23 protein-coding genes are annotated in these 21,505 nt (G+C 61.2%); 6 read left to right on the top strand and 17 right to left on the bottom strand.

Translation table 11 applies throughout. The annotated features are described in order from the left end of the window. Nucleotides 1-121: 121 nt before the first annotated feature. A complete protein-coding gene (locus FVE66_RS03545; RefSeq protein ID WP_151445985.1) occupies nt 122-1,069 on the bottom strand; it encodes a lipid A deacylase LpxR family protein in 948 nt (315 codons plus the stop codon). Continuing rightward, nucleotides 1,066-1,875 carry an alpha/beta fold hydrolase gene (locus FVE66_RS03540; protein WP_151445984.1) on the bottom strand — a complete coding sequence of 270 codons (810 nt, stop codon included), beginning with the start codon at nt 1,873-1,875 and terminating at the stop codon, nt 1,066-1,068. The genes FVE66_RS03545 and FVE66_RS03540 overlap by 4 nt, the downstream gene beginning before the upstream one ends. Before the next feature lie 130 nt (nt 1,876-2,005). Between FVE66_RS03540 and FVE66_RS03535 the strand changes: the two genes are divergently transcribed. Continuing rightward, a complete protein-coding gene (locus tag FVE66_RS03535) occupies nt 2,006-2,911 on the top strand; it encodes a LysR family transcriptional regulator (protein ID WP_151445983.1) in 906 nt (301 codons plus the stop codon). A 183-nt stretch (nt 2,912-3,094) separates the two neighbouring features. On the opposite strand, the gene FVE66_RS03530 is transcribed toward FVE66_RS03535, so the two are convergent. The 3 genes from FVE66_RS03530 to FVE66_RS03520 all read right to left on the bottom strand — a co-directional run bounded on the left by FVE66_RS03530 (nt 3,095) and on the right by FVE66_RS03520 (nt 5,318). Next, nucleotides 3,095-3,304, bottom strand: a complete 210-nt coding sequence (locus FVE66_RS03530; protein WP_151445981.1) for a cold-shock protein — start codon at nt 3,302-3,304, stop codon at nt 3,095-3,097. Nucleotides 3,305-3,542: 238 nt separating this feature from the next. Then, entirely contained in the window at nt 3,543-4,370 is an 828-nt protein-coding gene (locus FVE66_RS03525; RefSeq protein WP_151445979.1) for a winged helix-turn-helix domain-containing protein, read from the bottom strand. A 189-nt stretch (nt 4,371-4,559) separates the two neighbouring features. Then, complete coding sequence (locus tag FVE66_RS03520; RefSeq protein WP_161993177.1) at nt 4,560-5,318, bottom strand: response regulator transcription factor; 759 nt, start codon at nt 5,316-5,318, stop codon at nt 4,560-4,562. Between the two features lie 264 nt (nt 5,319-5,582). Here FVE66_RS03520 and FVE66_RS03515 point away from each other — a divergent pair, with 264 nt between their 5' ends. Then, nucleotides 5,583-6,410, top strand: coding sequence for a response regulator transcription factor (locus FVE66_RS03515; protein ID WP_151445977.1), 828 nt, complete (start codon nt 5,583-5,585; stop codon nt 6,408-6,410). 158 nt (nt 6,411-6,568) lie between these two features. Here the strand turns inward: FVE66_RS03515 and FVE66_RS03510 are convergent, their stop codons facing one another. After that, nucleotides 6,569-7,321, bottom strand: coding sequence for an SDR family oxidoreductase (locus FVE66_RS03510; protein ID WP_151445975.1), 753 nt, complete (start codon nt 7,319-7,321; stop codon nt 6,569-6,571). 326 nt (nt 7,322-7,647) lie between these two features. On the opposite strand from FVE66_RS03510, the gene FVE66_RS03505 reads away from it, so the two are divergent. Continuing rightward, on the top strand, nt 7,648-8,583 hold the full coding sequence (locus FVE66_RS03505; RefSeq protein WP_151445974.1) for a 2-hydroxyacid dehydrogenase: 936 nt from the start codon (nt 7,648-7,650) through the stop codon (nt 8,581-8,583). Nucleotides 8,584-8,688: 105 nt separating this feature from the next. Here FVE66_RS03505 and FVE66_RS03500 read toward each other — a convergent pair whose 3' ends face one another. After that, a complete protein-coding gene (locus FVE66_RS03500; protein WP_151445973.1) occupies nt 8,689-8,940 on the bottom strand; it encodes a hypothetical protein in 252 nt (83 codons plus the stop codon). Nucleotides 8,941-9,095: 155 nt separating this feature from the next. Here FVE66_RS03500 and FVE66_RS20665 point away from each other — a divergent pair, with 155 nt between their 5' ends. Both FVE66_RS20665 and FVE66_RS03490 read left to right on the top strand, forming a co-directional pair. Next, nucleotides 9,096-9,596 (top strand): J domain-containing protein, encoded by a 501-nt coding sequence (locus FVE66_RS20665; RefSeq protein WP_151445972.1) that lies wholly within the window; start codon nt 9,096-9,098, stop codon nt 9,594-9,596. A 200-nt stretch (nt 9,597-9,796) separates the two neighbouring features. Beyond that, nucleotides 9,797-10,768 (top strand): GGDEF domain-containing protein, encoded by a 972-nt coding sequence (locus tag FVE66_RS03490; RefSeq protein ID WP_151445971.1) that lies wholly within the window; start codon nt 9,797-9,799, stop codon nt 10,766-10,768. Nucleotides 10,769-10,805: 37 nt separating this feature from the next. Here FVE66_RS03490 and FVE66_RS03485 read toward each other — a convergent pair whose 3' ends face one another. Both FVE66_RS03485 and FVE66_RS03480 read right to left on the bottom strand, forming a co-directional pair. After that, a complete protein-coding gene (locus FVE66_RS03485; RefSeq protein WP_151445970.1) occupies nt 10,806-12,740 on the bottom strand; it encodes an AAA family ATPase in 1,935 nt (644 codons plus the stop codon). A 154-nt stretch (nt 12,741-12,894) separates the two neighbouring features. Then, a complete protein-coding gene (locus tag FVE66_RS03480; protein WP_241672994.1) occupies nt 12,895-14,106 on the bottom strand; it encodes a DUF4382 domain-containing protein in 1,212 nt (403 codons plus the stop codon). Nucleotides 14,107-14,439: 333 nt separating this feature from the next. Between FVE66_RS03480 and FVE66_RS03475 the strand changes: the two genes are divergently transcribed. Continuing rightward, a complete protein-coding gene (locus FVE66_RS03475; RefSeq protein WP_151445969.1) occupies nt 14,440-14,646 on the top strand; it encodes a DUF6494 family protein in 207 nt (68 codons plus the stop codon). An 81-nt stretch (nt 14,647-14,727) separates the two neighbouring features. Here the strand turns inward: FVE66_RS03475 and FVE66_RS03470 are convergent, their stop codons facing one another. The 8 genes from FVE66_RS03470 to FVE66_RS03435 all read right to left on the bottom strand — a co-directional run bounded on the left by FVE66_RS03470 (nt 14,728) and on the right by FVE66_RS03435 (nt 21,500). After that, nucleotides 14,728-15,156: a hypothetical protein gene (locus FVE66_RS03470; RefSeq protein WP_151445968.1), complete on the bottom strand. Its 429-nt coding sequence runs from the start codon at nt 15,154-15,156 to the stop codon at nt 14,728-14,730. Between the two features lie 133 nt (nt 15,157-15,289). After that, the gene (locus FVE66_RS03465; protein WP_151445967.1) at nt 15,290-16,090 is read right to left on the bottom strand and encodes an aspartate dehydrogenase; all 801 of its coding nucleotides are present in this window, start codon (nt 16,088-16,090) and stop codon (nt 15,290-15,292) included. A gap of 4 nt (nt 16,091-16,094) precedes the next feature. Next, on the bottom strand, nt 16,095-16,814 hold the full coding sequence (locus FVE66_RS03460; RefSeq protein ID WP_151445966.1) for an ABC transporter ATP-binding protein: 720 nt from the start codon (nt 16,812-16,814) through the stop codon (nt 16,095-16,097). Beyond that, a complete protein-coding gene (locus FVE66_RS03455) occupies nt 16,814-17,590 on the bottom strand; it encodes an ABC transporter ATP-binding protein (protein ID WP_151445965.1) in 777 nt (258 codons plus the stop codon). Before FVE66_RS03455 ends, FVE66_RS03460 begins: the two co-directional genes overlap by 1 nt. Beyond that, nucleotides 17,587-18,582 (bottom strand): branched-chain amino acid ABC transporter permease, encoded by a 996-nt coding sequence (locus FVE66_RS03450; RefSeq protein ID WP_151445964.1) that lies wholly within the window; start codon nt 18,580-18,582, stop codon nt 17,587-17,589. The genes FVE66_RS03455 and FVE66_RS03450 overlap by 4 nt, the downstream gene beginning before the upstream one ends. A gap of 3 nt (nt 18,583-18,585) precedes the next feature. Beyond that, a complete protein-coding gene (locus FVE66_RS03445) occupies nt 18,586-19,467 on the bottom strand; it encodes a branched-chain amino acid ABC transporter permease (RefSeq protein ID WP_241672993.1) in 882 nt (293 codons plus the stop codon). A 126-nt stretch (nt 19,468-19,593) separates the two neighbouring features. After that, nucleotides 19,594-20,733 carry an ABC transporter substrate-binding protein gene (locus FVE66_RS03440; protein ID WP_151445962.1) on the bottom strand — a complete coding sequence of 380 codons (1,140 nt, stop codon included), beginning with the start codon at nt 20,731-20,733 and terminating at the stop codon, nt 19,594-19,596. Between the two features lie 125 nt (nt 20,734-20,858). Then, a complete protein-coding gene (locus tag FVE66_RS03435; RefSeq protein ID WP_151445961.1) occupies nt 20,859-21,500 on the bottom strand; it encodes an SRPBCC family protein in 642 nt (213 codons plus the stop codon). Nucleotides 21,501-21,505 lie beyond the last annotated feature (5 nt).

The following is a 21,505-nucleotide window of genomic DNA, read 5'->3' as shown; positions in this document are numbered from 1 at the left end:
GAAATTCAAATTATACCGCATGGCGGTACCGCTCCCGCAGGGTGCGGTGGCAAAAATTCAGCCTGGATGGCCTGAAAACCTGTTGATCAGCCTGGCTGCCGCTCTTTATCCACGAGCAACATCAAGGTAAATAGACCAACTGCACCCTGGCAAAATTTTGCGAGCCTTGCGAATTTGGCAAATCGGCCACCTCGTTGCCGCGGCGCACCACGGAGGCGCTCAGCCCGAAACGCTGGCCCTGCCAGGCCACGCCGATTTCCAGCTCGCCCACCGCCCGCCTGGGTGCGACTGTCCTTGCATTGGCACCGGAAAAATAGCCGCCCTGCATGGTCGCGTTGTAGCCGACAGCGCGGGCATCGGCGCGCAGGAACCCATACAGCGCAGGCTGGTGCGGGAACAGGTTCAGCTGGCCTGCGCGCATCATCACTTGAACACCGGCATCGGTGAATATATTGCCGAAGCGGCCATGCACCGAGGGTTGCAGGTCGAACGAGCGGACCGGCACCCAGCGCAATGGCGCCCAGGCGCCGTGCAGCACCACGCCGAATTCATTGCGCAACTGGGTGGACCATGCTTGCGCCTGCGGCTGGTTGAGCAGGCTGTGCAAGGTTCTTTGCGTGAACTCCCCGCCGGCGCAAGGGCCGAGGCAGCCGACATCCAGGCCGAAACGCCGGAAACCGCCGCTTGACTCGCTCACCTCGCGCGCCACCCCCGCATACAGCCATCCGGCGTAGGGATGATCGTTGCGCCCGATCCGCGCCGGCGGCAGGTTGATGTCGGAAGCGGTGTACAACTCCTGCCCGACATGCCAGCCCCAAGTCCTGGCCTGCCCGCCCTCGGCCACGGTCCAGGTCGAACGCATGCGCAGTCCGCTGGTATAGAAGCCGTCATCGCGCTTGAGCAGCATCGAGTCGTTATCGATATCGGCAACGACGGCGTGCCTGCCGCGCGCCACGACATCGCGGTATTCGTCGATCGCCGAGGCGGCGCCGACCGATGGCAACATCGCAACAGTCAGCAGCGCTGTAACTCTGGCTGCGCTGGTAAAGCTGGCAACGATTCGTTTCATGCCCCCCGCCTTTCATGCAACAAGGATTGAACCATCTGATGTACTGCGTCCGCCGCTGCATCGGGATGCTCCATTGGATACAGGTGACTGCCTGGAATCAGCCTGAAATGCCGTCCGACCAGCTTGCGGGTAGCGCGCAGCCCGGCCTGCCGGATCTCCAGCGATTCCGCTCCGCCGATGAAGCCGACCGGCACCCGGAATCCGCGCGCGACCAGTGCGCCGAGATGATGCGGCAGCGTGCGGTACACCGCAGTCTCGGTATCACGCGTGAAGCGCAAGCTCACGCCCTGCGGATGGTCGACCAGGCCGTGCTCGATATAGTCCCGCAGCACTTGCTGCGGCCAGGCGGCGAACACCGGCTTTGCGGCGAAGTGCTGGTAGGCCTCTTCCCGGGTAGGCCAGGTTTCGCGCCGCCTCTCGGAAAAACGCGCCGGCGAGAACCGCTTGTCGATACCGGCGCTCTTCGCCATCCCGAGCAGCACCGCCCGCCAGCCGGCGACGACAGGCGAATCCAGCAGGACGACTGCGCGCACCAGGTCAGGCCTGGCCTTGGCCGCCATCAGGCACAGCATGCCTCCCATCGAATGGCCAGCCAGTATCACCGGCTTGCCATGGCGATGTTGTATTTCCGCGATCAATTCCTGGCTCAGTGCATGCCAGCCATTGCGCACTGGGTAAGCGGGATTATGCGCATGCATCGAAAGCGCTTGAACGTCATAGTGGTGACGCAAATGCTGGAAGAAAAGCTTGTAGGTCTCGGCGGGAAAGCTGTTGCCGTGGGCGAAATGCAGGATGGGACGGTTCATGGGGGCATTGTAAATGCAGAGCGGTCGGTTCGACGTGGACCGGATTGCGGCCGGAAAATGGGAAACATTGAAAATTCGCAGGATTTGTCCGATGATCTGTGCGTTTTAGTCACAAATTTGGCACTCCCGCATGGCTCAGTTCAAGCAGATTTCCACTTTCGTCGATGTCGCCGCGCACGGCAGCCTGTCCGCCGCAGCGCGTGCGGAAGGTGTGGCGCCAGCAATTATCGGCCGGCGCCTGAATGCGCTCGAACAGCGACTGGGCGTCAAACTGCTGCGCCGCACCACGCGCAAGATCACCTTGACCAACGAGGGCGAAGCCTTCCTGGACGACTGCCAGCGCATCCTGGCCGACCTGCAGAATGCCGAATTATCCGCGTCCGAACGCGCCACGCGGGCCAGCGGCCATCTGGTGGTATCCGCCCCCGCCGGATTTGGACGGCGTCATGTCGCACCACTGATACCCGCCTTCCTTGCCGCGCATCCCGAAGTCACTGTGACGCTTAGCCTGGACGACCGGGTCGTCAACCTTGCGGGCGAAGGCGTGGACGTGGGCATCCGCATCGCCGCGCATGCCGACCCCAGCCTGATCGGCGTGAAGCTGGCGGACAACCGCCGGGTTGTCGTAGCTGCCCCTTCCTACCTGACTGCAAAGGGACGTCCCACCCGGCTGGAGGATCTGGCGCTCCATAACTGCCTGACCATGGGCAACGACGGCAGCCAGCGCGGCTGGTCGTTTCGGCAGAACAGCCGGCCAGTCCTGGTCAAGGTCAGCGGAACCATGTGCTGCAACGATGGATCTGTCCTGCATGACTGGGCGCTTGCCGGCAAGGGACTGGCGTGGAGGTCGCTCTGGGAGGTGGGTGCCGAACTCCAGTCCGGCGAACTGGTTGCGGTACTGGACCAGTTCGCGGCGCCCGGCGATGACATTTACGCGGTCTATGCGCAACGACAATATTTGCCGGTTCGCATCCGCGCGTTTGTCGACTTTCTCCGCCAGCACTACGCTCGCGCCGGGCACTGGAGCCCGACCTGAGCTTCATTGCTTCCGCAGAATTCGCAGACGCAAATGCAAATAACGCCCCGTCCGCCCTGCAGCAAGGGCGGATCGATGGCGCTGCAGTGCTGGCGCCCGGAGGCTTTACGCCCTGCCGGCGACTGCTACTGCTACTGCAATCCAAGCAAAAAAATCCCCGGCGAACCGGGGATTTTTTTCAGATCAGGAGATCGGCTGGATGTTCGAAGCTTGCTTGCCCTTCGGTCCGACCGTCACATCAAACGAAACTCGTTGATTTTCGGCCAGGGACTTGTAGCCGCCGCTGTTCTGAATTGCAGAAAAGTGCGCGAACAGGTCTTCACCACCTTCATCAGGAGTGATGAAACCGAATCCTTTTGCGTCGTTGAACCACTTTACAGTACCAGTTGCCATTGCATTTCCTATTTTCATAACCGGGACAAGCCCGGACCAAAGACCAAACGATTGAGAAATGACAGACTGGGTACTTCACCAGCTCGAAACAACGACACGCACCGATACCGCGCCCCTTCTGCCTAGCGCCGATTAGAACTCCGTTGCCATGCAACGATGTTGTTCCAAATCAAATGGCAAGCGCCATTTACGCGCAGCCTGAATAGTGACATAAACAGCACCAGATTTGGTGAAACAATCACTGCAAAGTTGCGGCTACCCGGTATTCGCCAGCGACCGGGCCTCCACCACGCAATGCATAATCCTCAATCGCTGGCGTGCGTGGCTTCTGTTTCATGCAATAACCCTGTTTGTAGACGCTGACCAGCGTGTACTGCGATTTGGTCAGCATTTCCAGCTTCAGCCGCAACTGGAAGATGGTGACCCGGATGTTGCTGCCCTCGGTCGACTTGCCGGTCGACTTGAACAGGGCGACCAGTTCGGATGTGGGAATTACCGAACCCATTTGGGCCAGGAACAATTCGGCGAGTGCGAATTCGCTGCGGGTGAGGACCGCACTTCTCCCGGCGAAACTGATTGTCCTGGTGTCCGGAATCAGGGTCATGGGGCCGAAGCACAGCCGCGATTTCAGTATGCTCTTGCGCCGCATGGAATACAGGACCCGGCGCGCCAGCTCAGGTGCGGCGACCGGCATGAAGAACCAGTCTGAGACCATCTCGGGAAATTCCCGCAGTTCGCTCATCGGCGAGCCGGGACTGAATACCATGATGATGGGCGAGATCAGTGGCGAGGATTCGCTGCTGCCGGCCAGAAGCAGTTCCCGCTTTTCCATGGCCTGCAGGCGGTCGACAAAGTGCGTGTTGTCCGTGTGGGCGAGAATGACGGCAGGTCTTTCAGGATCGGCCATCAGGGATTCTGCTCGGAGCGGCTCCTCGACTTTCTCCACGAAAATGTCGATCGGATCGGTATTCCGCGACAATTTCAGGAACGTCGAATCCAGTGCGGCCTTGCTGGCCAGGATGGCGGAATACAGGTTGTCGCCCAAAATTCTGATCGTGATGTCCATCTGACGCTCCCCTAAGCCTTCAACTGATGTAATTACCGAAGCTCTCGGTAACCGCGCTGGCGTTTTTGTTCAGATTTCTTTGGCGCCGGCCAAGGGACAAGTCCTGCCGTCTTCAATTCGGCCCTCTCCCTGTCGTTACATATTCGACAACTATTGGAGAAATATCAAGATTTTCTTTTTAGCAACTACTCATGCACGATCAGTTCCCGCCCTCCCATCCACCGCCGGCAGCTCGATGCACCGGATGGCATCGGCAAACACATACCCGATGGAGTGCACCACCTTGATCGGCTGGGACAAGGGGTAGCAGCGATGCAATTTTCTTCTCAAGCGGCTGACGATTGCCTCCAGCCGCCGGCTATCGTAATGCAGCGGATCCTGGCCGAAAGCCTGCGAAATAATGTCGCGGCGACGCACCGGGCGGCCCGCATGGCGGGCGATGATGTGGACAAATGCAGCCTCCAGGTGGCTGAGCTCGATATCGGCACCTGATGGCGATATCAATTTCCATTCGCTCTGGTGGTATTGCCAGACCTGTCCGGGTTCGAGCAACTGATCGCCCCGGAGCCGTCGCTCGAGCGTCCTGACATACGCCTTCAGCTCGTCCATTGCCGGCGGCCGGCAGAGGCTGGCGTCGGCGCCCGACTGCAGCGCCTCGATCTGGAGCGGGCTGCCAGCTTCGGCCAGCGCGATGATGCCGATCGAACTGGTGCTCCTGATGGATCGCAGGTGACGCACCACGCTCAGCCCCCCTTCGGGCGGCAGGTGCAGCGCCAGCACCAGGATCTGGGTCGGGCGCTGCAGCAGCGCCAGGTAAAGCGAGCGGCTGTCAGCAACGCCTTCCACCAGCCACCCTTCCGCACCCAGCGCGCTGACCATGGACTGCAGCGCCGCACGGTCACGTTCGGCAACGATGATGCTGAGTGGAGTACTCCTGGCGGGGGCCATCGGGTTTGGCGGAGGGCGTGAAAGCCGTAAAAATAGAACAACCGCCCCCCGCAGAAACATTAATTAACGAACAATATGTTGATCAAATAATGCTTGCTCTTTTTGTTATTTTTTGATTTGCGCCGCGAACCAAGTGTGTCGTCAGTAATTGTCGGCATTCCTCGAATAGCTGACTTTATTCCCGCCCAGAATTAACAATCCAAAACAAAGGCTAGTCGTGGTTCGCCCAAATGTGTGGCCACGCAACAGCGGGGAGAGCGCAGCATGCAATTGCATTTGAAGATCATCGGTGTGGGCCTGTACAACACGCTGTCGCGCGAAATCGACTCCCTGCACGCAGCCTTCCCCAAGCTATCGCAACAAAACGAGCCTATCGAATACGAGATCACGCACCTGGCTGAAAACATCAAGCCCGATCATCTTCTCAGCTATCCGGATCTGCCATCGGTATTGCTGATCGACGCGGAGGACGCTACCTTCATCGAAAAGATCCAGTTGATGGAACGGCGCGAACTGACGTTCATCAAGGATCCGCCATTCGTCCCCATTGTGCTGTCGCCGGTGATACTGATCTTCCGTTCCTATGCGTCGCTGGCGGACAGCGCCGACTTCCCGGACTTTGTCTCCGACTGGATCTGCATGCCGTTTGCCATTCCGGACCTGGTCCGGCGCGTGGTCAGCGCACTGAGGAGGAAAAACATCCTGAAGACCAAGTTGCGCTTCGGGTCCCTCACGCTGCTGCCCGAATCGCGGCTGATTTCCTATCAGGGCAGGACCGTCCACCTGACGCCATCGGAGTACGCCCTGGCGGAACTGTTCCTGAACCAGATGGGCAGCGTCATACCAATCAACGACCTGGTCACGCTTTTCAAATCAAGCGGCAAGTCGACCGAGGGCAGCAATATCCGGGTCACCATCTTCCAGTTGCGGCTGAAACTGGAGATGCTGACCAAATCGCAGTTCACACTGGCCAGCGTTTACAAGCAGGGATACTGCCTCAAGCAAAAAGCGCGGCCGGTATCTGAACTGTCGTCCAGCCGCAGCATTGCAACGCAAGCCGCGGCATCAAAAGCCGTCGTCGAGCAAAGCTGACGCGGTCCGCGCATGCCGACAATTGCGTGGCCCGAGCCCTTGCAATCACGCACTGCGCGCCTCATTCGCGGCAAGCTCCCCACCGCGACGCTGCTGCCAGACGCCACCGGCTGCGCCGGCTGCCGTAGCCGCACCGGTGATCGAAGGACTGTTCTCTCCTAACCGCGGCCGATAAACGGCATCTTGGTCGCCATGACGGTCATGAACTGCACATTGGCTTCCAGCGGCAGGCTGGCCATGTAGATGACCGCCCGGGCCACATGCTCCACATCCATCGTGGCTTCGACCTCGATGCTGCCGTTGGCCTGCATCACGCCCTTCTTCATTTTCTCGGTCATGTCGGTGGAGGCATTGCCGATGTCGATCTGGCCGCAGGCGATGTTGTACTTCCTGCCGTCCAGGGACGCCGATTTGGTCAATCCGGTTATCGCATGCTTGGTCGCCGTATACCCCACCGAGTTTGGCCGCGGCGCATGCGCCGATATCGAACCATTGTTGATGATGCGTCCACCCTGCGGATCCTGGGCTTTCATGATGCGGAAGGCCTCCCGGGTGCACAGGAATGAGCCGGTCAGGTTGACGTCAACCGAGGATTTCCATTGTTCGAAGGACACCTCCTCCAGCGATGCGCCCGGGGTAAAGATTCCGGCATTATTGAACAGCAGGTCAAGGCGCCCGTAGCGGGCCTGGATTGTCCCGAACAGTTCCTGCACCGATTGCGGGTCGCTGACGTCGGCCGGACAAACCATGGCCGTGGCGCTGCTGGCGCCGGCCGTAGCGGTCTGCTCAAGCGGTTCGCGCCTGCGCCCCGTCAGCACCACCGTATACCCCTCCTTCATCAATGCCCAGGCGACAGCCCGGCCAATACCGGACCCGGCGCCCGTGACGAGGGCAATCTTTTGATTATTCATTTCCGCTCTCTGTGTAGTTGATGGCTCGCGGGCGACAAGCGGGCCCGACCTGGGCTTCTTGTACCGCTTCCTGCACGATTGTAGGGGAATTGCAGTCGGAATTTGATGGCGACGTGCCGCACGCTGGGCCAAGGGCATCCCGCGCGCGAATCACGGCCTGGCTTCTCGTACGCCCCTTTCCGCACGCCCCTTTCCGCAAGATCTTGTTCGCAACATCCCCCGGGCCAGGCGAACCCGCGGCAGATGATATATTTCTCATGCTGGCAGCCAATTGATGCGGCAAGCTACGCACCATCATTCATTACAAAACAAAAAGAGACATCTGCATGAAACCCGAGATCGCCCTGATCAGCCCGATCCATGCCACCGGCATGGTCGAGCTGAATGAACAATATATCGTGCATCGTGTGTGGGAAGCACCGGACCCGAAGGCCTTTCTGGCATCGATCGCAGACCGCATCGAAGTCGCCGTGACCTCAGGCTTGCGTGGCGCGAAGGCGTGGGAAATGGATGCGCTGCCGCGGCTCAAGCTGCTGGCAAGTTTCGGCGTGGGCTACGATGGCATCGACATCGCCGCGGCAAAGCAGCGCGGCATCATCGTCACCAACACGCCAGACGTACTGAACGAATGCGTGGCTGACACCACCTGGACGCTGATCCTGTCGACTGTGCGGCGCACGGTCTTCAACGATCGCTATGTGAGGGCCGGCCGCTGGCTGTCCGGCCCGGCGCCGCTGAGCGACAAGGTTTGGGGCGAAAACATCGGCATCGTTGGCCTGGGCCGCATCGGCCGCGCCATCGCCCGCAGGGCCACGGGTTTCGGCATGCAGATCGGCTATCACGGCCGCAGCGAGCAAAAGGACGTGCCGTACCGGTATTTCGCCGATGCAGCCGAACTGGCGCGCTGGGCCAAGATACTGGTGGTCGCCTGCCCCGGCGGCAAGGGCACCGAAAAAATCATCGACGAGCGTGTGCTGCAGGCGCTCGGCAGCGACTCCTACCTGATCAACATCTCTCGCGGCAGCACGATCGACGAGCCGGCCCTGATCCGCGCATTGCAGGCCGGGACGATTGCGGGTGCCGGCCTCGACGTGTTCGTCGATGAACCGCGCGTGCCCGAAGCACTGTGCCAGCTCGACAACGTGGTGTTGCAGCCGCATGTCGGGTCCGGCACTCATGCCACGCGGGCAGCAATGGCAAAGCTGGTAACCGACAACGTCGCCGCCTGGTTCGCCGGCAGGCCCCTGCTCAGCCCGGTGTGACCGGCGCAAGCCGCGCGCCATTCATCCGGCAAGGAACGCGTGGATCGCCGTGGTTTCCGCAGTGCTGGCCGCACGCGGCCGGCACCACGGAAACCAGCACTGCTTTCAATGCGGCGGGTGCGAGGGCTGCTCGCGCTGCCACATTTCCACCATGCGGTTCCCGGCCAGGCGAGCGGCTTCGATCGCCTCCTCGTAGGTCGCGAACCCCTCTGCGCTGACTCGCTGCTTTTCCGCCACGCACCGGAAATCACCAGCGCTTTCGTCGAATTTATCGACGGTAATGAATGGCTCCCAGAGCCCATCGGCAAGCTGCCAGGCAACGAAGTGGAGGGTGTAGGGTCCGAGGTGTTCGTCCATCTGGTTCTCCTTGTCTACTTGTCTCCGTCTCTCCGCGTCTCCGTGGTTTGCTGTGGCTGCATTCCATTCGCGATTGATAATCCGCAACAGTTGGCCGGCAACAAGATGTTATTAATACATCGCTGGCAGACCGCCCGCCTGCCCTGCCCCGCCCAATGTCCAGAGTCCACACCCACTATGACAATCTGAGAGTGACTCGTAATGCGCCGCCTGAAGTCATTCGGGCGGCCTACAAGTCGCTTTCGCAAAAATTTCATCCCGACCGCAACCCGGGCGATCCCACTGCCACGCGGACCTTCCAGATCATTAACATCGCTTACGAGGTGTTGTCGGATCCGGCGCGCAGGACCGAGCATGACGAGTGGATCGCAGCAGAGGAGGCCGCACAACAGCCGCCTTCCCCCCATCAGCGGGAAGCCAGTCGGCCGCCACGAAACGATGGATTTGCCGACATGCCTCAAGCGCGCGAACAACTCCGGCCAGATCATCTCCATGCCAGGCAGTCTCGGCGCGAACCCGATGGGCGCGCCCGCAGCCGCTCCGTTCCAGGCCCCCTCCGCCGCTTCCGGACCGCCGCCACCCTGCGGCAGGCATCCGGCTATCTGTTCCTTACCGCAGTCGCCACGCTGGTCGTACTGGGGATCATGCTAGGGTGACCGCGGATCGGCGCTCCAGTTCCCGCCCCGGTCCTCCCACCATCGCGCGTGCCATCAAGAATCTCTGGTGCCACAGCAACAAATTCTGGTCGAAAACACAATCTCCGTGCCATCACCGGCGATGCGTGCAGTAGCAATGCCTTATTGCCCGCCCGTGCTTCATCCAGTAAAATTTCCCCAAGGAAACTTCCGGACCACCCATGAAGACTGCACCACCAGTCCCTAGCGAACGAGCGCGTGAGTCGGCGGTCAGGAGCCTGCGTTTGCTTGACACGGCACCCGAGGAACGGTTCGATCGCATTACCCGCCTCGCGCAGCGAATGTTCAACGTGCCGATGGCGTCGATCTCCCTGCTCGACAACGAGCGCGAATGGCACAAGTCATCGGTCGGACTGGAGGCCCGCGAAGCAGGCCGTGCCGTCTCCTTGCTGGCGCATGCAATCCATGCCGACGATGTGTTCGTCATCGGGGATGCCGCAGACGACGAACGTTTTCATGACAGCCCGCTGGTGGTCAATGGACCGCGGCTGCGCTTTTATGCAGCCTGCCCGCTGTTTGCGAAGAATGGGGTGAAAGTCGGCGCCTTGTGCCTGATGGGCCGCGTGCCGCGCGAATTCAATGATGAGGATTGCGCCCTGCTGCGCGACCTGGCCAAGCTCGCGGAGCACGAGCTTGCCGGCACCAGGCTTGACAACATGGACGCCCTGACCATGCTGTCCAACCGTGACGGGTTCGAGGAACTGAGCCAGCACGCCTTGAACATTTGCCGACGCTTCGACAAACCGGCCACCTTGCTGTTCCTGAACATCGATGACATGTCCGGCATCAACGAGCGTTTCGGTCGCGCCGAAGGGGACCTCGCGCTGAAGAACCTGGGTCGCATCATGATCGAGACTTTCCGCGCATCGGACGTGATCGGGCGGCTCGGCAGCGATGAGTTTGTGGTGCTGATGACCGATACCGACGAACAGAATGCGAGCCGCGCGCTGGAGCGGCTGGACGCGGCGCTCAAGGAGTACAACCTGAGCGCGCGCCGCGGCTACTCCCTATCCTACAGTGCTGGATCCATCCAGTACAAAGTCGACGTGCATCCCTCCATTACCGGACTGCTCGGCGCAGCGGACATGATGATGCATGAGAGGAAGCGCCAGAAGCGCAAGCAGCCGACCTGATCGGCCAAGTCCGCCACCCTGCGCCAACCTGCGCAGATCAGGCGGCCTGCAATTCCACCGGCTGCAGCTCTTCAGACTGCAATTCCACCAGCAGTTCGAACACTTCGTCTTTCGACAGCACATAGCGTTCCAGCAGCGTGGTCTTGATCGCTTCGATCTGGTCGCGATAGCCTTTCATTGCCTGCAGCGTGCGGGTGTAAAGTTCGTCGGCCTTGGTCTCCACCAGCTTCACCGAATCGTCACCGCCGCCCTCGCCCTTGAGTTGGGTGTAATCCAGTTTCGATCGCGAGTACATCGACAGCCGGTTCACCATCAGGTCAAGCATCGAGGTCGCCTTCTGGATGTCGTTCTGGCTGCCAACCGAAATGCCGCGCGCGCCATAGAACAGTTCCTCTGCTGCCACGCCGCCGTACAGCTGGATCACATCCTGTTCCAGCTCTTCCAGCGTGCGCAGCGAGACGTCATCCGAAGAGGACAGCACATAGCCGAGCGCGCCCAGCTTTGACACGGATTCGGTGCTGATCTTCAGCAGGTGGGACTTTTCCTTTACTTCAAGCAAGGACATTCCACGCCGCAGGAAGGGATCGATCTGCATGAAGAAATGGCCGAGTTCATGCAAGGCAACGCGTTCGCGCTGCTTGTCCTTGTCGGCAGTGGTCGCACGGTCGGTCAAGCCGATCGAGGTGCGCTCGAAGGCACGGAACAACACATCGGTATTGATCAGGCGGTCTTCCTCGATCGCCAGCATCGACGCCCGGTCAACCACCGTCTGCACCAGCGCAGGACTGAGATTGGCCGTCATCTCGGCGACGTAATCCAGGTTCAGGTCGTTCCAGTCCACACAGCCGTCCTCCTTGCGCGACAAGAACACCTGCAGCAGTTCGCGGCGCTCGGCCTTGTTCGGCAGGCGGAAATTGATCTTCACCGAGAAGCGACGCAGCATCGCTTCATCCATCTCGCTCGAAACGTCGTCGAAATTCGACGCCACCACCCAGATCACCCCGGCACCCTCTGCCTTCTCGACCCCGTCGAGCAGGCTCAGCAGCGTGTTGGCGGTGTCGTCTTCCCAACGTTTTTCCCCACGCCCTCGCGGCATGAACAGGCTCTGCGCTTCATCCAGGAAGATGATGCAGTCGCCCAGCGCGCTGGCCTTCTTGTAGATCGCATTCAGGGCTTTGGAACCACCACCGACATAACCGGACTCCAGCGCCGATCCGGACGCGGAGATCAGCGGCATGTTCAGCTTCTTGGCCAGATAGCCGGCGAGCTTGGTCTTGCCGGTGCCGGCCGGGCCGGTCAGCATCACATTGAAAGGCTTGTCGATATTGTGCGAGCGATACACGCTGCGGTTGACGATCATCTGCTCCAGGTGAGCCACCTCGCGCTTGATGTCTTCCATGCCGATCAGGTCATCCATGCTGCCGCGCAATTGCTCGGGCCGGGTGACGGAGGCCTTGGAATTCATGCCTGGCAAGCCGTTCTTGAGCATCACCACCAGGAACACCAGCATGGCAAGGCCAATCGCATTGCGGGCCAGGAACATCCCTGCCTCGGACAGCCAACCGTTCTTCGAATCGTCGTCCTCCAGCACTGCCTTGTGACGTTTCAGGTAGTCATCTTGCGCAATCGCGAAAGGTATCGCGTTCTTCAGCAGTACCTCGCGCTCCAGGTTGCCATGCGTGATGGATGGCACCTTGACCACGTTGATCTGGTTGGCGTCGCGGTACTTGAACACATAGCGCGGCGAGTTCGAGGTCGGCTCCGCCAGCAGCAGGTATTCCAGCCGTGCCTTGTTGGCCGGCAACGCCATGATCTGCGCGATATCCTGGGACTGCACCACGGGAGTGGAATCCTGGACGATGATGGGGCGCAGGAATGCGTACAGTGCCCCGCCTGTCAACAGGACGATCAGCGCAATACGGATATAGAAATTTCGTCGGGAAGATTGCAAAAGTTTAGCGAAGCTGGGCATGAATTTTTACTATCGAAAGAGCGCAAGCGGAAACCCGCCTGGCGGGTGAGGCGATATCGGGAACCTTGATAGGACTATGCAACAGCGGATTAGTTGCCCACGCCTAAGTCATTTTTTCTTGCGCTTGTCAGAAGTTCATTCGCACGGGGCAGGATCAGGGCAGCAGGATGAAGTCCACGGCGGATTTGTTGCCTGTGCTCAGGTCGACCGGGGTCAGGGTTTGCGCTGTATAGCCGATCGCGGCAGCCGTCACTGCATATTGGCCGACACCGGGAGCAACGTTGCCGGAAGCGGAAAACACCAGTGGCAGCGCTGCTGAATAAGACGCATACAGTGGCACGGCCCTGGGAAGATTTGACAACACCCACGCACCGCTTGTCAGGTTCGCATATTGATAGCGGATCGTCACCGTCGGGCCGGAAGCAAAAGACTGGCGGGCGGACATCAGTGCTGAATCGCTCACGCTTGGCGGACTCAATTGAACCACGCCGCTGACACTGCCTGGCGCAATCAGCGCGATCGCCAACCTGATCGGCGCCGCCGCGGTGCTCAGTTCCACCATGCTGGTCGTACTCGCCACCGGCACGCCGGCCACCACTGCCGCGGCACTGTTGTCGGCCGTGATGACGACATCGTAATTTCCAGGTTCCAGGCGCGCGATCGTGAACTCGCCCGTGGCCGGGTTCGGCACCGTTGACCGAATCACCTCGCCATTGCGCTGGGCGCTGATGGCGGGGCGGCCAGTGGCAGCCAGTGCTGGATCGACATAGCCATGTATCCCGTTGAGCAGCGCAGGAATGACGGCGACCACGGGCTTGAGCGCAAGGCCGCCGTTACCCTTGGCAACAATCGACTTGCAGGCATCGAAATCAAGCACCAGGTCGGTACGCTGCCGGGCAGCGATATCGAAGGCATGCGTCAGCTTGATGCCGCTTTGCACGGCACTCGGCGTATCCAGTGATATTTCCGTCACGCTGCCTGTCGGCACCACCGTATTGGCACCGCCATTGCCGGTGTTCGGATCCAGCACCAGGCGCACCTGGGTATAGCGCCCCTCCGGCAGGGATGTCTGGCCGAGTTCAAGCAGCACGCCATTGTTCAGGTCAAGCAGGTTGATCTTGCGCGCCGGACTAAGCGTGATATCGCGCCATCCATCATCGCTGTCGCCGGCTCGATCGCTGCTATGCACCCTCACTTTGCTGACCGTGACATTGACCTGGTCGTAGCCGCAGGCCGGTGCATCGGTCAGCGACACCTTGAGCGTGCCAGTTCCGACCGTCGTGCCGCTTCCACCGCCGCAGGCAAACAAGACGGTGGCGGCACCTGCGGCTGCGAGCAGTGCAGCAGTACGGCGAATCGGTATCAAGTCGGCCTCCTGTGGCACGAGCGCAAGCCATGGCGACCGAGAGACAGCAAAGTTGCCGGCAAAGTTGCACCGAAACCAATGCAACTTGATTGGACGCAATTGGCGCGTCGGGAAATCGAGCAGGCTGGCTTGAACGGCGTGGCTCGAACCGATCGAGCGCCTGGGGCATCCAACACCGCAGACGGGGATTGAAAGCGCAGCCTGCCATCCGGTCCGTCAAGTCAGTCGCCAGCCCCGAATTGGGCTTGCCGGCTCACCGGCTCACCGCCGCGCCTGCCCGTCCCACTGGCGATCGCATCCGCCATCGCCAGCGCCCACAGCGAGGAGTACAGCATGAACGAAGAAAGCTTCAACATCAGCATGCGCAAGTTCTTGAAAATGGTCGGCGTCAGTTCCCAGAACGAAATAGAGAAGGCGGTAGCGCGAGCGCTGGAGGAAAAACGGATGCTTGGGGATGAAGTCCTGCCCGCGCGCATGACGCTGGAGATTACCGGGCTCGGTCTGAAAGTCGATTTCAACGGCGAGATCCGGCTCGAATAGAACGGATCGGCTGTCCGGGCCTTGACCCCGGCCCGCGGGCGCCTGGCTGCTTGAAATGCCGGCGGCCAGCCAGCGTCCGCGCTAGCTCCCTTGCAGCAGCGATGCGACCAGCTTCCTGAATTCGACTGCGGTAGTCGCGGGGCCGTATTGCCTGTCCCACTGCTCCAGGTCGACGAAACCGGCGGCGCCCAGCGCACCCGAGGCCAGCACCAGGTCGCGAAAGGTGTCCCGTGGAAGCTTGCCCTGCTTTATCCACAAGCACAGAAAAGGGATCCTGGCGAGTTGCTGGTCGGATTTGCAATGCTGCAGCAAGTCGAGCAGCCGGCTGTCGTCAAATCGCGCGCCACCCACTATCAGATCAAAGGAGGCCTGGCTCAACACAGTCTGCGCATGGTGCAGGGATGTTGCCACACAGAGCTCATGGTCCGGCCCTAACAGGCCGGTGATTATCTCCAGTACGTCCTGGGCGACTGCGACCAATATCTTTTTCTTCTGCGGCACGGAATGCATGATCCCCCCCGGATGTCTCCGCCCTGCTGTGTTGCCGTTCGGCAATTTTTTAAATCATCGGCGTTTCTGTCCTTTTTGTCAAAACATTCGTCTGGAATTGTTGCTGCGCAAGGTTCCGGCAAAGGCTGGCGGCCTAGGCAACCACGATGGTATCTGTCAGGTTGACCAGGCTGCGTATCAGGCTGTACGGCGCCAGCATGGAGGTCTTGGGATTTTCCGGCAGCGTCTTGCCAAGGATCGTCACGTCGATCTCGCCGAATGTTCCGCTGGCCTGGATGCGATGGCGGTTCCCGACCGCTGCGGGATCGGCGCGCAGGTGCACGACGGTCCGGTCGAAGCCGAGTCCGGCCAGCGCGGTGGCCGCGGCAACGTTCGCATTCTGCGGAAACATCAAGGCCGCGGTACGGGCGTCGCCACTGAAGAACACGCTCGCCTCGGTCAGCGCATCGAGATCGATCATCCCTTCAGCCGGCGTCCCTTTCCACGCCAGCGGCGCCTTGTTCGAGGTGTAGGTGACCGACTGCAGCCCGGCGAAACGGGCGGCGCCAAGCACATCGAGTCCGCCCAATGCGCCCGCCGGTATCCTGACTTTGCCACCGCCTTGTGCGGCGGCATCGCGCAGTAGCGTTTCCAGCGCCCGATCGGCCAGCGCGCCGACCGATGCCACCAGCAGGTCGGCGCCGGCGCGCAGCACGGCCGGCCCGGCGGCTGTCAACACCGCATGACCAGCGCACTCGATCACCAGTTGCGGCCGCAATGCCATCAGGCTGTCAACGTCGGACAGCACTGCCACGCCGGGAAGCATGGCGCTGATTTCCTGCTGCCTGTCGGCGCGGTCCATGACGCCGGCCACCAGCACCGCCGGCACATGCTCGCCGATCATCTTGTACAGGGTATGTCCGATTGCGCCGAATCCGATAATGCAAATACGCATGGCTTCAGCCTCCCAGGTAAGCGTGCAGTAACTGCTCGTCCTTGAGCAGGCTAGCCGAATCATTGTGGGCGACCACGCTGCCGGTCTCGAACACATAGGCATGCGACGCAACCGACAGGGCGTTGTAGATGTTCTGCTCGACCACCACCACCGTCACACCCTGGGCATTGATCTCGCGAATGACCCGGAAAACTTCCGCGGCCATCATCGGCGACAGTCCCAGGCTCGGCTCATCGAGCAACAACAGCCGCGGTTCGGACATCAGCGCGCGGGCGATCGCCAGCATCTGCTGCTCGCCGCCGGACAAGGTGCCCGCCAGTTGCTGTTCTCGTTCCAGCAAGCGCGGGAAACGCGTGAACGCCAGCGCCATGCGCGTCTCGACTTCCTGCTTGGACCTGCACAGATAGGCGCCCAGCAGCAGGTTCTCGTGCACGCTCATGTCCGGCCAGACGTGACGCTCCTCCGGGCAATGCGCGATGCCGCGCGCCACAATCTGGTCCGCCGCCAGTCCGCCAATGTCTTCGCCATCCAGGACGATCCGGCCCGCGGAGGGCTTGAGCAGTCCTGAAATCGCGCGCAAGGTGGTGCTCTTGCCAGCGCCATTGGCGCCGATCAGCGCAACGATCTCGCCATGCCCGACCTCGATAGTCACGCCATGCAACGCTTGTGTTCGTCCATAAGAGACCCGGACATCGTCCAGTTTCAGCAGGGGTTGACCGGCCATCAGATTCTCGCCTTTCCCAAATACGCTTCAATCACCTGCGGATTGCCCTGGATCTCCGCCGGGGTGCCCTCGGCCAGCTTTTCGCCGAAGTTCATGACCACCAGCCGGTCGGACACCGCCATCACCAGCGACATGTTGTGCTCGACCAGCAGGATCGCTTCGACCCGGGTCTTGCGCACCTTCTTCAGGATCTCGCCGAAGGCCCGCGCCTCGCTGCTGTTGAGGCCGGCAGCAGGCTCGTCCAGCATCAGCACGGCAGGCTTGGCGGCCAGCGCCACCGCCACTTCGAGCAGGCGCAGTTCGCCGCAGGACAGCAAGCTGGCCGGCGCATTGATCCGCTCCTGCAGGCCCAGCATCTCGATGATTTCGGCAGCGCTGTCGCGCACCTCCCTCTCGGTCTTCGCAACGTGAGCGCTGGGGAAAAATGTATTCCACAACGACTGCCGCGACGCCAGGTAGTGGCCAGCCAGCACGTTCTCGAACACCGACAGCCGGCGCAGGATGTTGGTCTTCTGGAAGCTGCGCACGATGCCGCGCTGCGCCACCGTGAACGGCTTGGCGCCGGTGATGTCCTCGCCCTTGAAGCTGACCCGGCCCGCGGTCGGCGCATAAAATCCGGTGATCAGGTTGAAACAGGTGGTCTTGCCGGCGCCGTTCGGTCCGATCAGGCCCAGGATTTCCTGATCCTTCAGCGCGAAGCTGATGTCGCGCACAGCCTTGATGCCGCCGAAGGATTTCGACAACCCGTCTACTGTCAGCAATGCTTGCTCGCTCATGCCTGCCCCGCTCCGTTCGCGACCGGCGCCGGCTTCGGCGCCACATCCCCGCCTGCCTGATAGCGTTCGCGCCGCTGGTGCAAGAAACCCATCAGGCCATTCGGCAGGAACAGCACGATCAGCATCACGATCACGCCGAACACCGACATCCGCAATTCCTTTGCCTCGCGCAGGTACTCTTCCAGCAGCGTGATCAGCACCGCGCCGACCACCGGCCCGACCAGCGTGCCCTTGCCACCGACCAGCACCACGATGATCATCGTGATCATGAACGAGAATTTGAACACTTCGCTGCCGACAAACGAGATGTAATGCGCATAAAAACCGCCGGCCAACCCGGCCAGCAGCGCACCCAGCACGAACGCCAGCATGGCGTAGGTGAAGGGACGGATGCCGACCGACTGCGCCACATAGCGGTTCTCGCGGATGGCGACGGCGGCGCGGCCAGCGTTCGAATAAACGAAGCGGTAGGCGACGAACATGGTGAATGCAAAGATCAACAGTGCGATATAGAAGTACGCCTGCTTGGCGCCCAGGTTGGATGCGCTGGCCATCAGCGCCGGCTGCGGCACGCCGGCAATGCCCATCGGGCCATTGGTCAGCCACACCCAGTTGTCGGCCACCAGGCGCAGCACTTCGGCGAAAGCCAACGTGACGATCACGAAGAACGGCCCCTGCAGCCGCAGTGTCACCGCGCCGATCAGGTAACCGAAAACGGCCGAGATGATGCCGGCCAGCGGCACCGTCATCCACATCGGTACGCCGAAGCGGGTCGCCAGGATTGCCGCGGTATAAGCGCCGATGCCCAAAAAGGCGGTGTGCCCGAGCGAAAACTCGCCGACATAGCCGACCACCATGTTGAGGCTGATGCCGAGGGTGGCATAGAAAAGTATCAGTATCCCGATATGGATCAGGTACTGGTCAGTCACCAGGCCGCCGAGCAATGCGGCAATGCCGATGAACAGCATGATGAAATTGCGTTCGAATTTCATGGTTCAGGCCCTTTCGCCGCGGCTGGAAAACAGACCATAGGGACGGAATATCAGGATCAGGATGACCAGGATGAAACCGATGATGTCGACCAGCCCGGTCGACACATAGCCGCCCCACATCTGTTCGGCGACGCCGAGGATCAGGCCGCCGACGATAGCGCCGGCAAAGCTGCCCATGCCGCCCAGGATCACGACCACGAAGGCTTTCAGGCTGACCAGCCCGCCGACGCCGACCTGCGCCACATAGACCGAGCCGAGCAGCATGCCGGCGATCGCCGCCAGTGTCGCGCCCAGCGCGAAGGTCGATGCATACACCTGCGCCGTCTTGATGCCGGCCAGCTTGGCCGCCATCGGGTCCTGGAAGGTGGCGCGCATCGCGCGGCCAAGCCGGGTCTTGCGGATCAGCAAATGGGCGCCAATGATCGCCACGATGCAGGTCGCCACCGCGAACAAGCGCAGCTTGGTAAGGACGATCGGGCCTAGCAGCAGCGGCGCATTGGTCATCGGACCCAGCACTTTCTGCGGCGCGGTGCCGACGATCAGCAATGCCGTGTTCACCAGGAAAATCGACAGCCCGATGGTCAGCAGGATGCCCGGCTCCTCGCCCTGGTCGCGCACCCGCTCGATCAGGAACCGGTCGACCAGCCAGCCGAAAGCGGCCATCACGACCGCCACTACCGCCAGTCCGCTGAAGAAATCCAGGCCGAGGCTGGAAGTGACATACCAGCCAAGCAGGCCGCCCATCATGTAGAACTCGCCATGCGCGAAGTTGACGACCCTCATCAGCCCGAAGATGAGGGTCAGCCCCAGCGCCGAGAGCGCATAGAAGACCCCGGTCACCAGACCATTGGCGAGGAATTGCAGGAACAGGTCCACTATTGGCATTCCTTGATGACGTATGGTTGCGAGCGGACGCCACCGCCGCAACTGCTGCCGCGGCGGCATCCGTCAAATCACTGGCTCAAATCGCTGGATCTCTTTTGCTAGTCCGGCTGGGTTGCTGCTGCCGCACTATTTCGGCTGATCCACCGGTGCCATGGCGACCACCTTTGGCTGGCTGCCGGTAATCTGCACCAGCACCACGTTGAAACCCCAAGCCTGCCCGGTCGGCGTGAATTTGAAGCGGCCGTTGGGGCCTTCATAGTCGGTCTTCGTCAACGCCTCGCGGATCTTTTCCGCATCGGTGGAACCGGCGCGCTGGATCGCGTCCATGATGATGTTCAGCGAGTTGTAGCCGGCTGCGCCGTACTTGCCGGGGAATACCTTGTACTTGTCCTGGTAAGCCTTGGCGAATGCCACGTTCTTCGGGATGTCCATGGTCGCGGAATACGGCACCGCGGCGTAGATGCCTTCGGATGCAGGACCGGCCAGCTTGATGAAGTCTGCGGTTGCCCACGAACCGACACCGAACACCTTGATGTTGAGTCCGAGTTCCTTCATCTGCTTGACCAGGATCGAACCGTCCTGGGTTTCCGCTGCGACGAATACGCCATCGGCCTTGGATGCCTTGAGCTTGGTCAGCAAGGTGTAAAAGTCGGTGGTGCCGTGGTCGAAGTATTCCTTCATCGCCGAGGTGGCGCCCAGCGCGCCCAGCTGCCGCGAAAACTCGTCCACCCCGCCACGGCCCCAGTCGTCATTGACGCCGATGTAGGCAACGTTCTTGAGCTGCAGGTTCTTGGTCAGGATTTGCGCGAAGGTCTTGGCCAGCAAGGCATCGGTCTCGGTGGCGCGGAAGAAGTACTTGTTGCCCTTGTCGGTCAGGTCCGCCTTGGACGAGACGCCGGTTACCAGCGGCATCTTGTACTTTTCGGCGACCGGCATCACCGCTGCCGTGGACGAACTGCAGAAGGCGCCGGACAGCGCCACCACCTTGTCCTTCTGGATCAGCTTCTCTGCGGCATTGACCGAGTTGGCCGGCTTGCACTGGCCGTCTTCGATCACCAGTTCGACCTTCTTGCCGAGCACGCCGCCCTTGGCATTGCGCTCTTCCACCGCGAGCTTCGAGCCCTCGACGTCGGCAGTGCCGTTGTAGGCGACCGAACCGGTCAGGGGCTGCACCAGGCCGATCTTGATGGTTTGCTGCGCCAGCGCGTGGCCGGAGACCAGCAGTCCGGACAGGACCAGGGATTTCGTCAAAGCTGAGATTTGCATTCTTGTTCTCCGATGGATGAAAAAGGTAAGGCTGCTTTTGCCTGCTGCTGAGTGTTGCTTTCCGAATCTGTTGCCCGTGGTGCCGATTTGCTCCGATACGTGATGCCAGGTGCTGCTGATTGCCCTTACTTGAAGAGCCGCCTGAAAAATCCCGCGATGCGGTCTTTCAGGATGACCCACAACAGGTTGCCGGCGTCGAGTTGCGCCGCTGCGGCTTGCGGGGCCGGAGCCGGCTTCGGCACCGCTGCCCCGTCGGCGGCATCGGAGGCCACTGCGCCGGCCTCGGTCGCTGCACTGGTGGCCGACGCGGCCGCCTCCTGCTCAGCCAGCCGGTTCTCGAACTGACGCACGAATTCATTGGTCATGCGGTTGGCGATCTCCTGCATCACTGCGGCCTTGCCAAACTGCGCGAGCGCCCCCGCCAGGCTGATGTCCGAAACGATCTCGACATGCGTGCCGCCATCGGCGCCGGGCGTCACCTGGTAACTCATCTTCGCCGACACGCGCGAACTGCTCTTGGCATCGGCGCCCTTGCCGGTCACGGTCGCCATCCGTTGCAGCTGGTCGCGCTCGATCGAGATCAGGCCGTCGAAGCTGGCAGCCAGCGGGCCGACCTTCACCGACAGCTTGCCCTTGTATTCATCCGCCGTGACCTGTTCGGTGATGGCCGCGCCCGGCAGGCAACTGGCCACCAGATGGATGTCGGACAAGCCCTGCCAGGTCTGGTCGGGAGGGAAACGGGTGTCGAAAGATTTTTTCAGTTCCATGATGT

This window comes from Lacisediminimonas profundi (assembly GCF_008831265.1).
Taxonomy (GTDB): Bacteria; Pseudomonadota; Gammaproteobacteria; order Burkholderiales; family Burkholderiaceae_D; genus Lacisediminimonas; species Lacisediminimonas profundi.
This window is presented reverse-complemented; position numbering and strand designations above follow the sequence as displayed.

Coding starts and splice junctions, on each gene's coding strand:
- FVE66_RS03545 (WP_151445985.1), bottom strand. CDS start 1,069: ATGAAACGAATCGTTGCCAGCTTTACCAGCGCAGCCAGAGTTACAGCG.
- FVE66_RS03540 (WP_151445984.1), bottom strand. CDS start 1,875: ATGAACCGTCCCATCCTGCATTTCGCCCACGGCAACAGCTTTCCCGCC.
- FVE66_RS03535 (WP_151445983.1), top strand. CDS start 2,006: ATGGCTCAGTTCAAGCAGATTTCCACTTTCGTCGATGTCGCCGCGCAC.
- FVE66_RS03530 (WP_151445981.1), bottom strand. CDS start 3,304: ATGGCAACTGGTACTGTAAAGTGGTTCAACGACGCAAAAGGATTCGGT.
- FVE66_RS03525 (WP_151445979.1), bottom strand. CDS start 4,370: ATGGACATCACGATCAGAATTTTGGGCGACAACCTGTATTCCGCCATC.
- FVE66_RS03520 (WP_161993177.1), bottom strand. CDS start 5,318: ATGGCCCCCGCCAGGAGTACTCCACTCAGCATCATCGTTGCCGAACGT.
- FVE66_RS03515 (WP_151445977.1), top strand. CDS start 5,583: ATGCAATTGCATTTGAAGATCATCGGTGTGGGCCTGTACAACACGCTG.
- FVE66_RS03510 (WP_151445975.1), bottom strand. CDS start 7,321: ATGAATAATCAAAAGATTGCCCTCGTCACGGGCGCCGGGTCCGGTATT.
- FVE66_RS03505 (WP_151445974.1), top strand. CDS start 7,648: ATGAAACCCGAGATCGCCCTGATCAGCCCGATCCATGCCACCGGCATG.
- FVE66_RS03500 (WP_151445973.1), bottom strand. CDS start 8,940: ATGGACGAACACCTCGGACCCTACACCCTCCACTTCGTTGCCTGGCAG.
- FVE66_RS20665 (WP_151445972.1), top strand. CDS start 9,096: ATGTCCAGAGTCCACACCCACTATGACAATCTGAGAGTGACTCGTAAT.
- FVE66_RS03490 (WP_151445971.1), top strand. CDS start 9,797: ATGAAGACTGCACCACCAGTCCCTAGCGAACGAGCGCGTGAGTCGGCG.
- FVE66_RS03485 (WP_151445970.1), bottom strand. CDS start 12,740: ATGCCCAGCTTCGCTAAACTTTTGCAATCTTCCCGACGAAATTTCTAT.
- FVE66_RS03475 (WP_151445969.1), top strand. CDS start 14,440: ATGAACGAAGAAAGCTTCAACATCAGCATGCGCAAGTTCTTGAAAATG.
- FVE66_RS03470 (WP_151445968.1), bottom strand. CDS start 15,156: ATGCATTCCGTGCCGCAGAAGAAAAAGATATTGGTCGCAGTCGCCCAG.
- FVE66_RS03465 (WP_151445967.1), bottom strand. CDS start 16,090: ATGCGTATTTGCATTATCGGATTCGGCGCAATCGGACATACCCTGTAC.
- FVE66_RS03460 (WP_151445966.1), bottom strand. CDS start 16,814: ATGGCCGGTCAACCCCTGCTGAAACTGGACGATGTCCGGGTCTCTTAT.
- FVE66_RS03455 (WP_151445965.1), bottom strand. CDS start 17,590: ATGAGCGAGCAAGCATTGCTGACAGTAGACGGGTTGTCGAAATCCTTC.
- FVE66_RS03450 (WP_151445964.1), bottom strand. CDS start 18,582: ATGAAATTCGAACGCAATTTCATCATGCTGTTCATCGGCATTGCCGCA.
- FVE66_RS03445 (WP_241672993.1), bottom strand. CDS start 19,467: ATGCCAATAGTGGACCTGTTCCTGCAATTCCTCGCCAATGGTCTGGTG.
- FVE66_RS03440 (WP_151445962.1), bottom strand. CDS start 20,733: ATGCAAATCTCAGCTTTGACGAAATCCCTGGTCCTGTCCGGACTGCTG.
- FVE66_RS03435 (WP_151445961.1), bottom strand. CDS start 21,500: ATGGAACTGAAAAAATCTTTCGACACCCGTTTCCCTCCCGACCAGACC.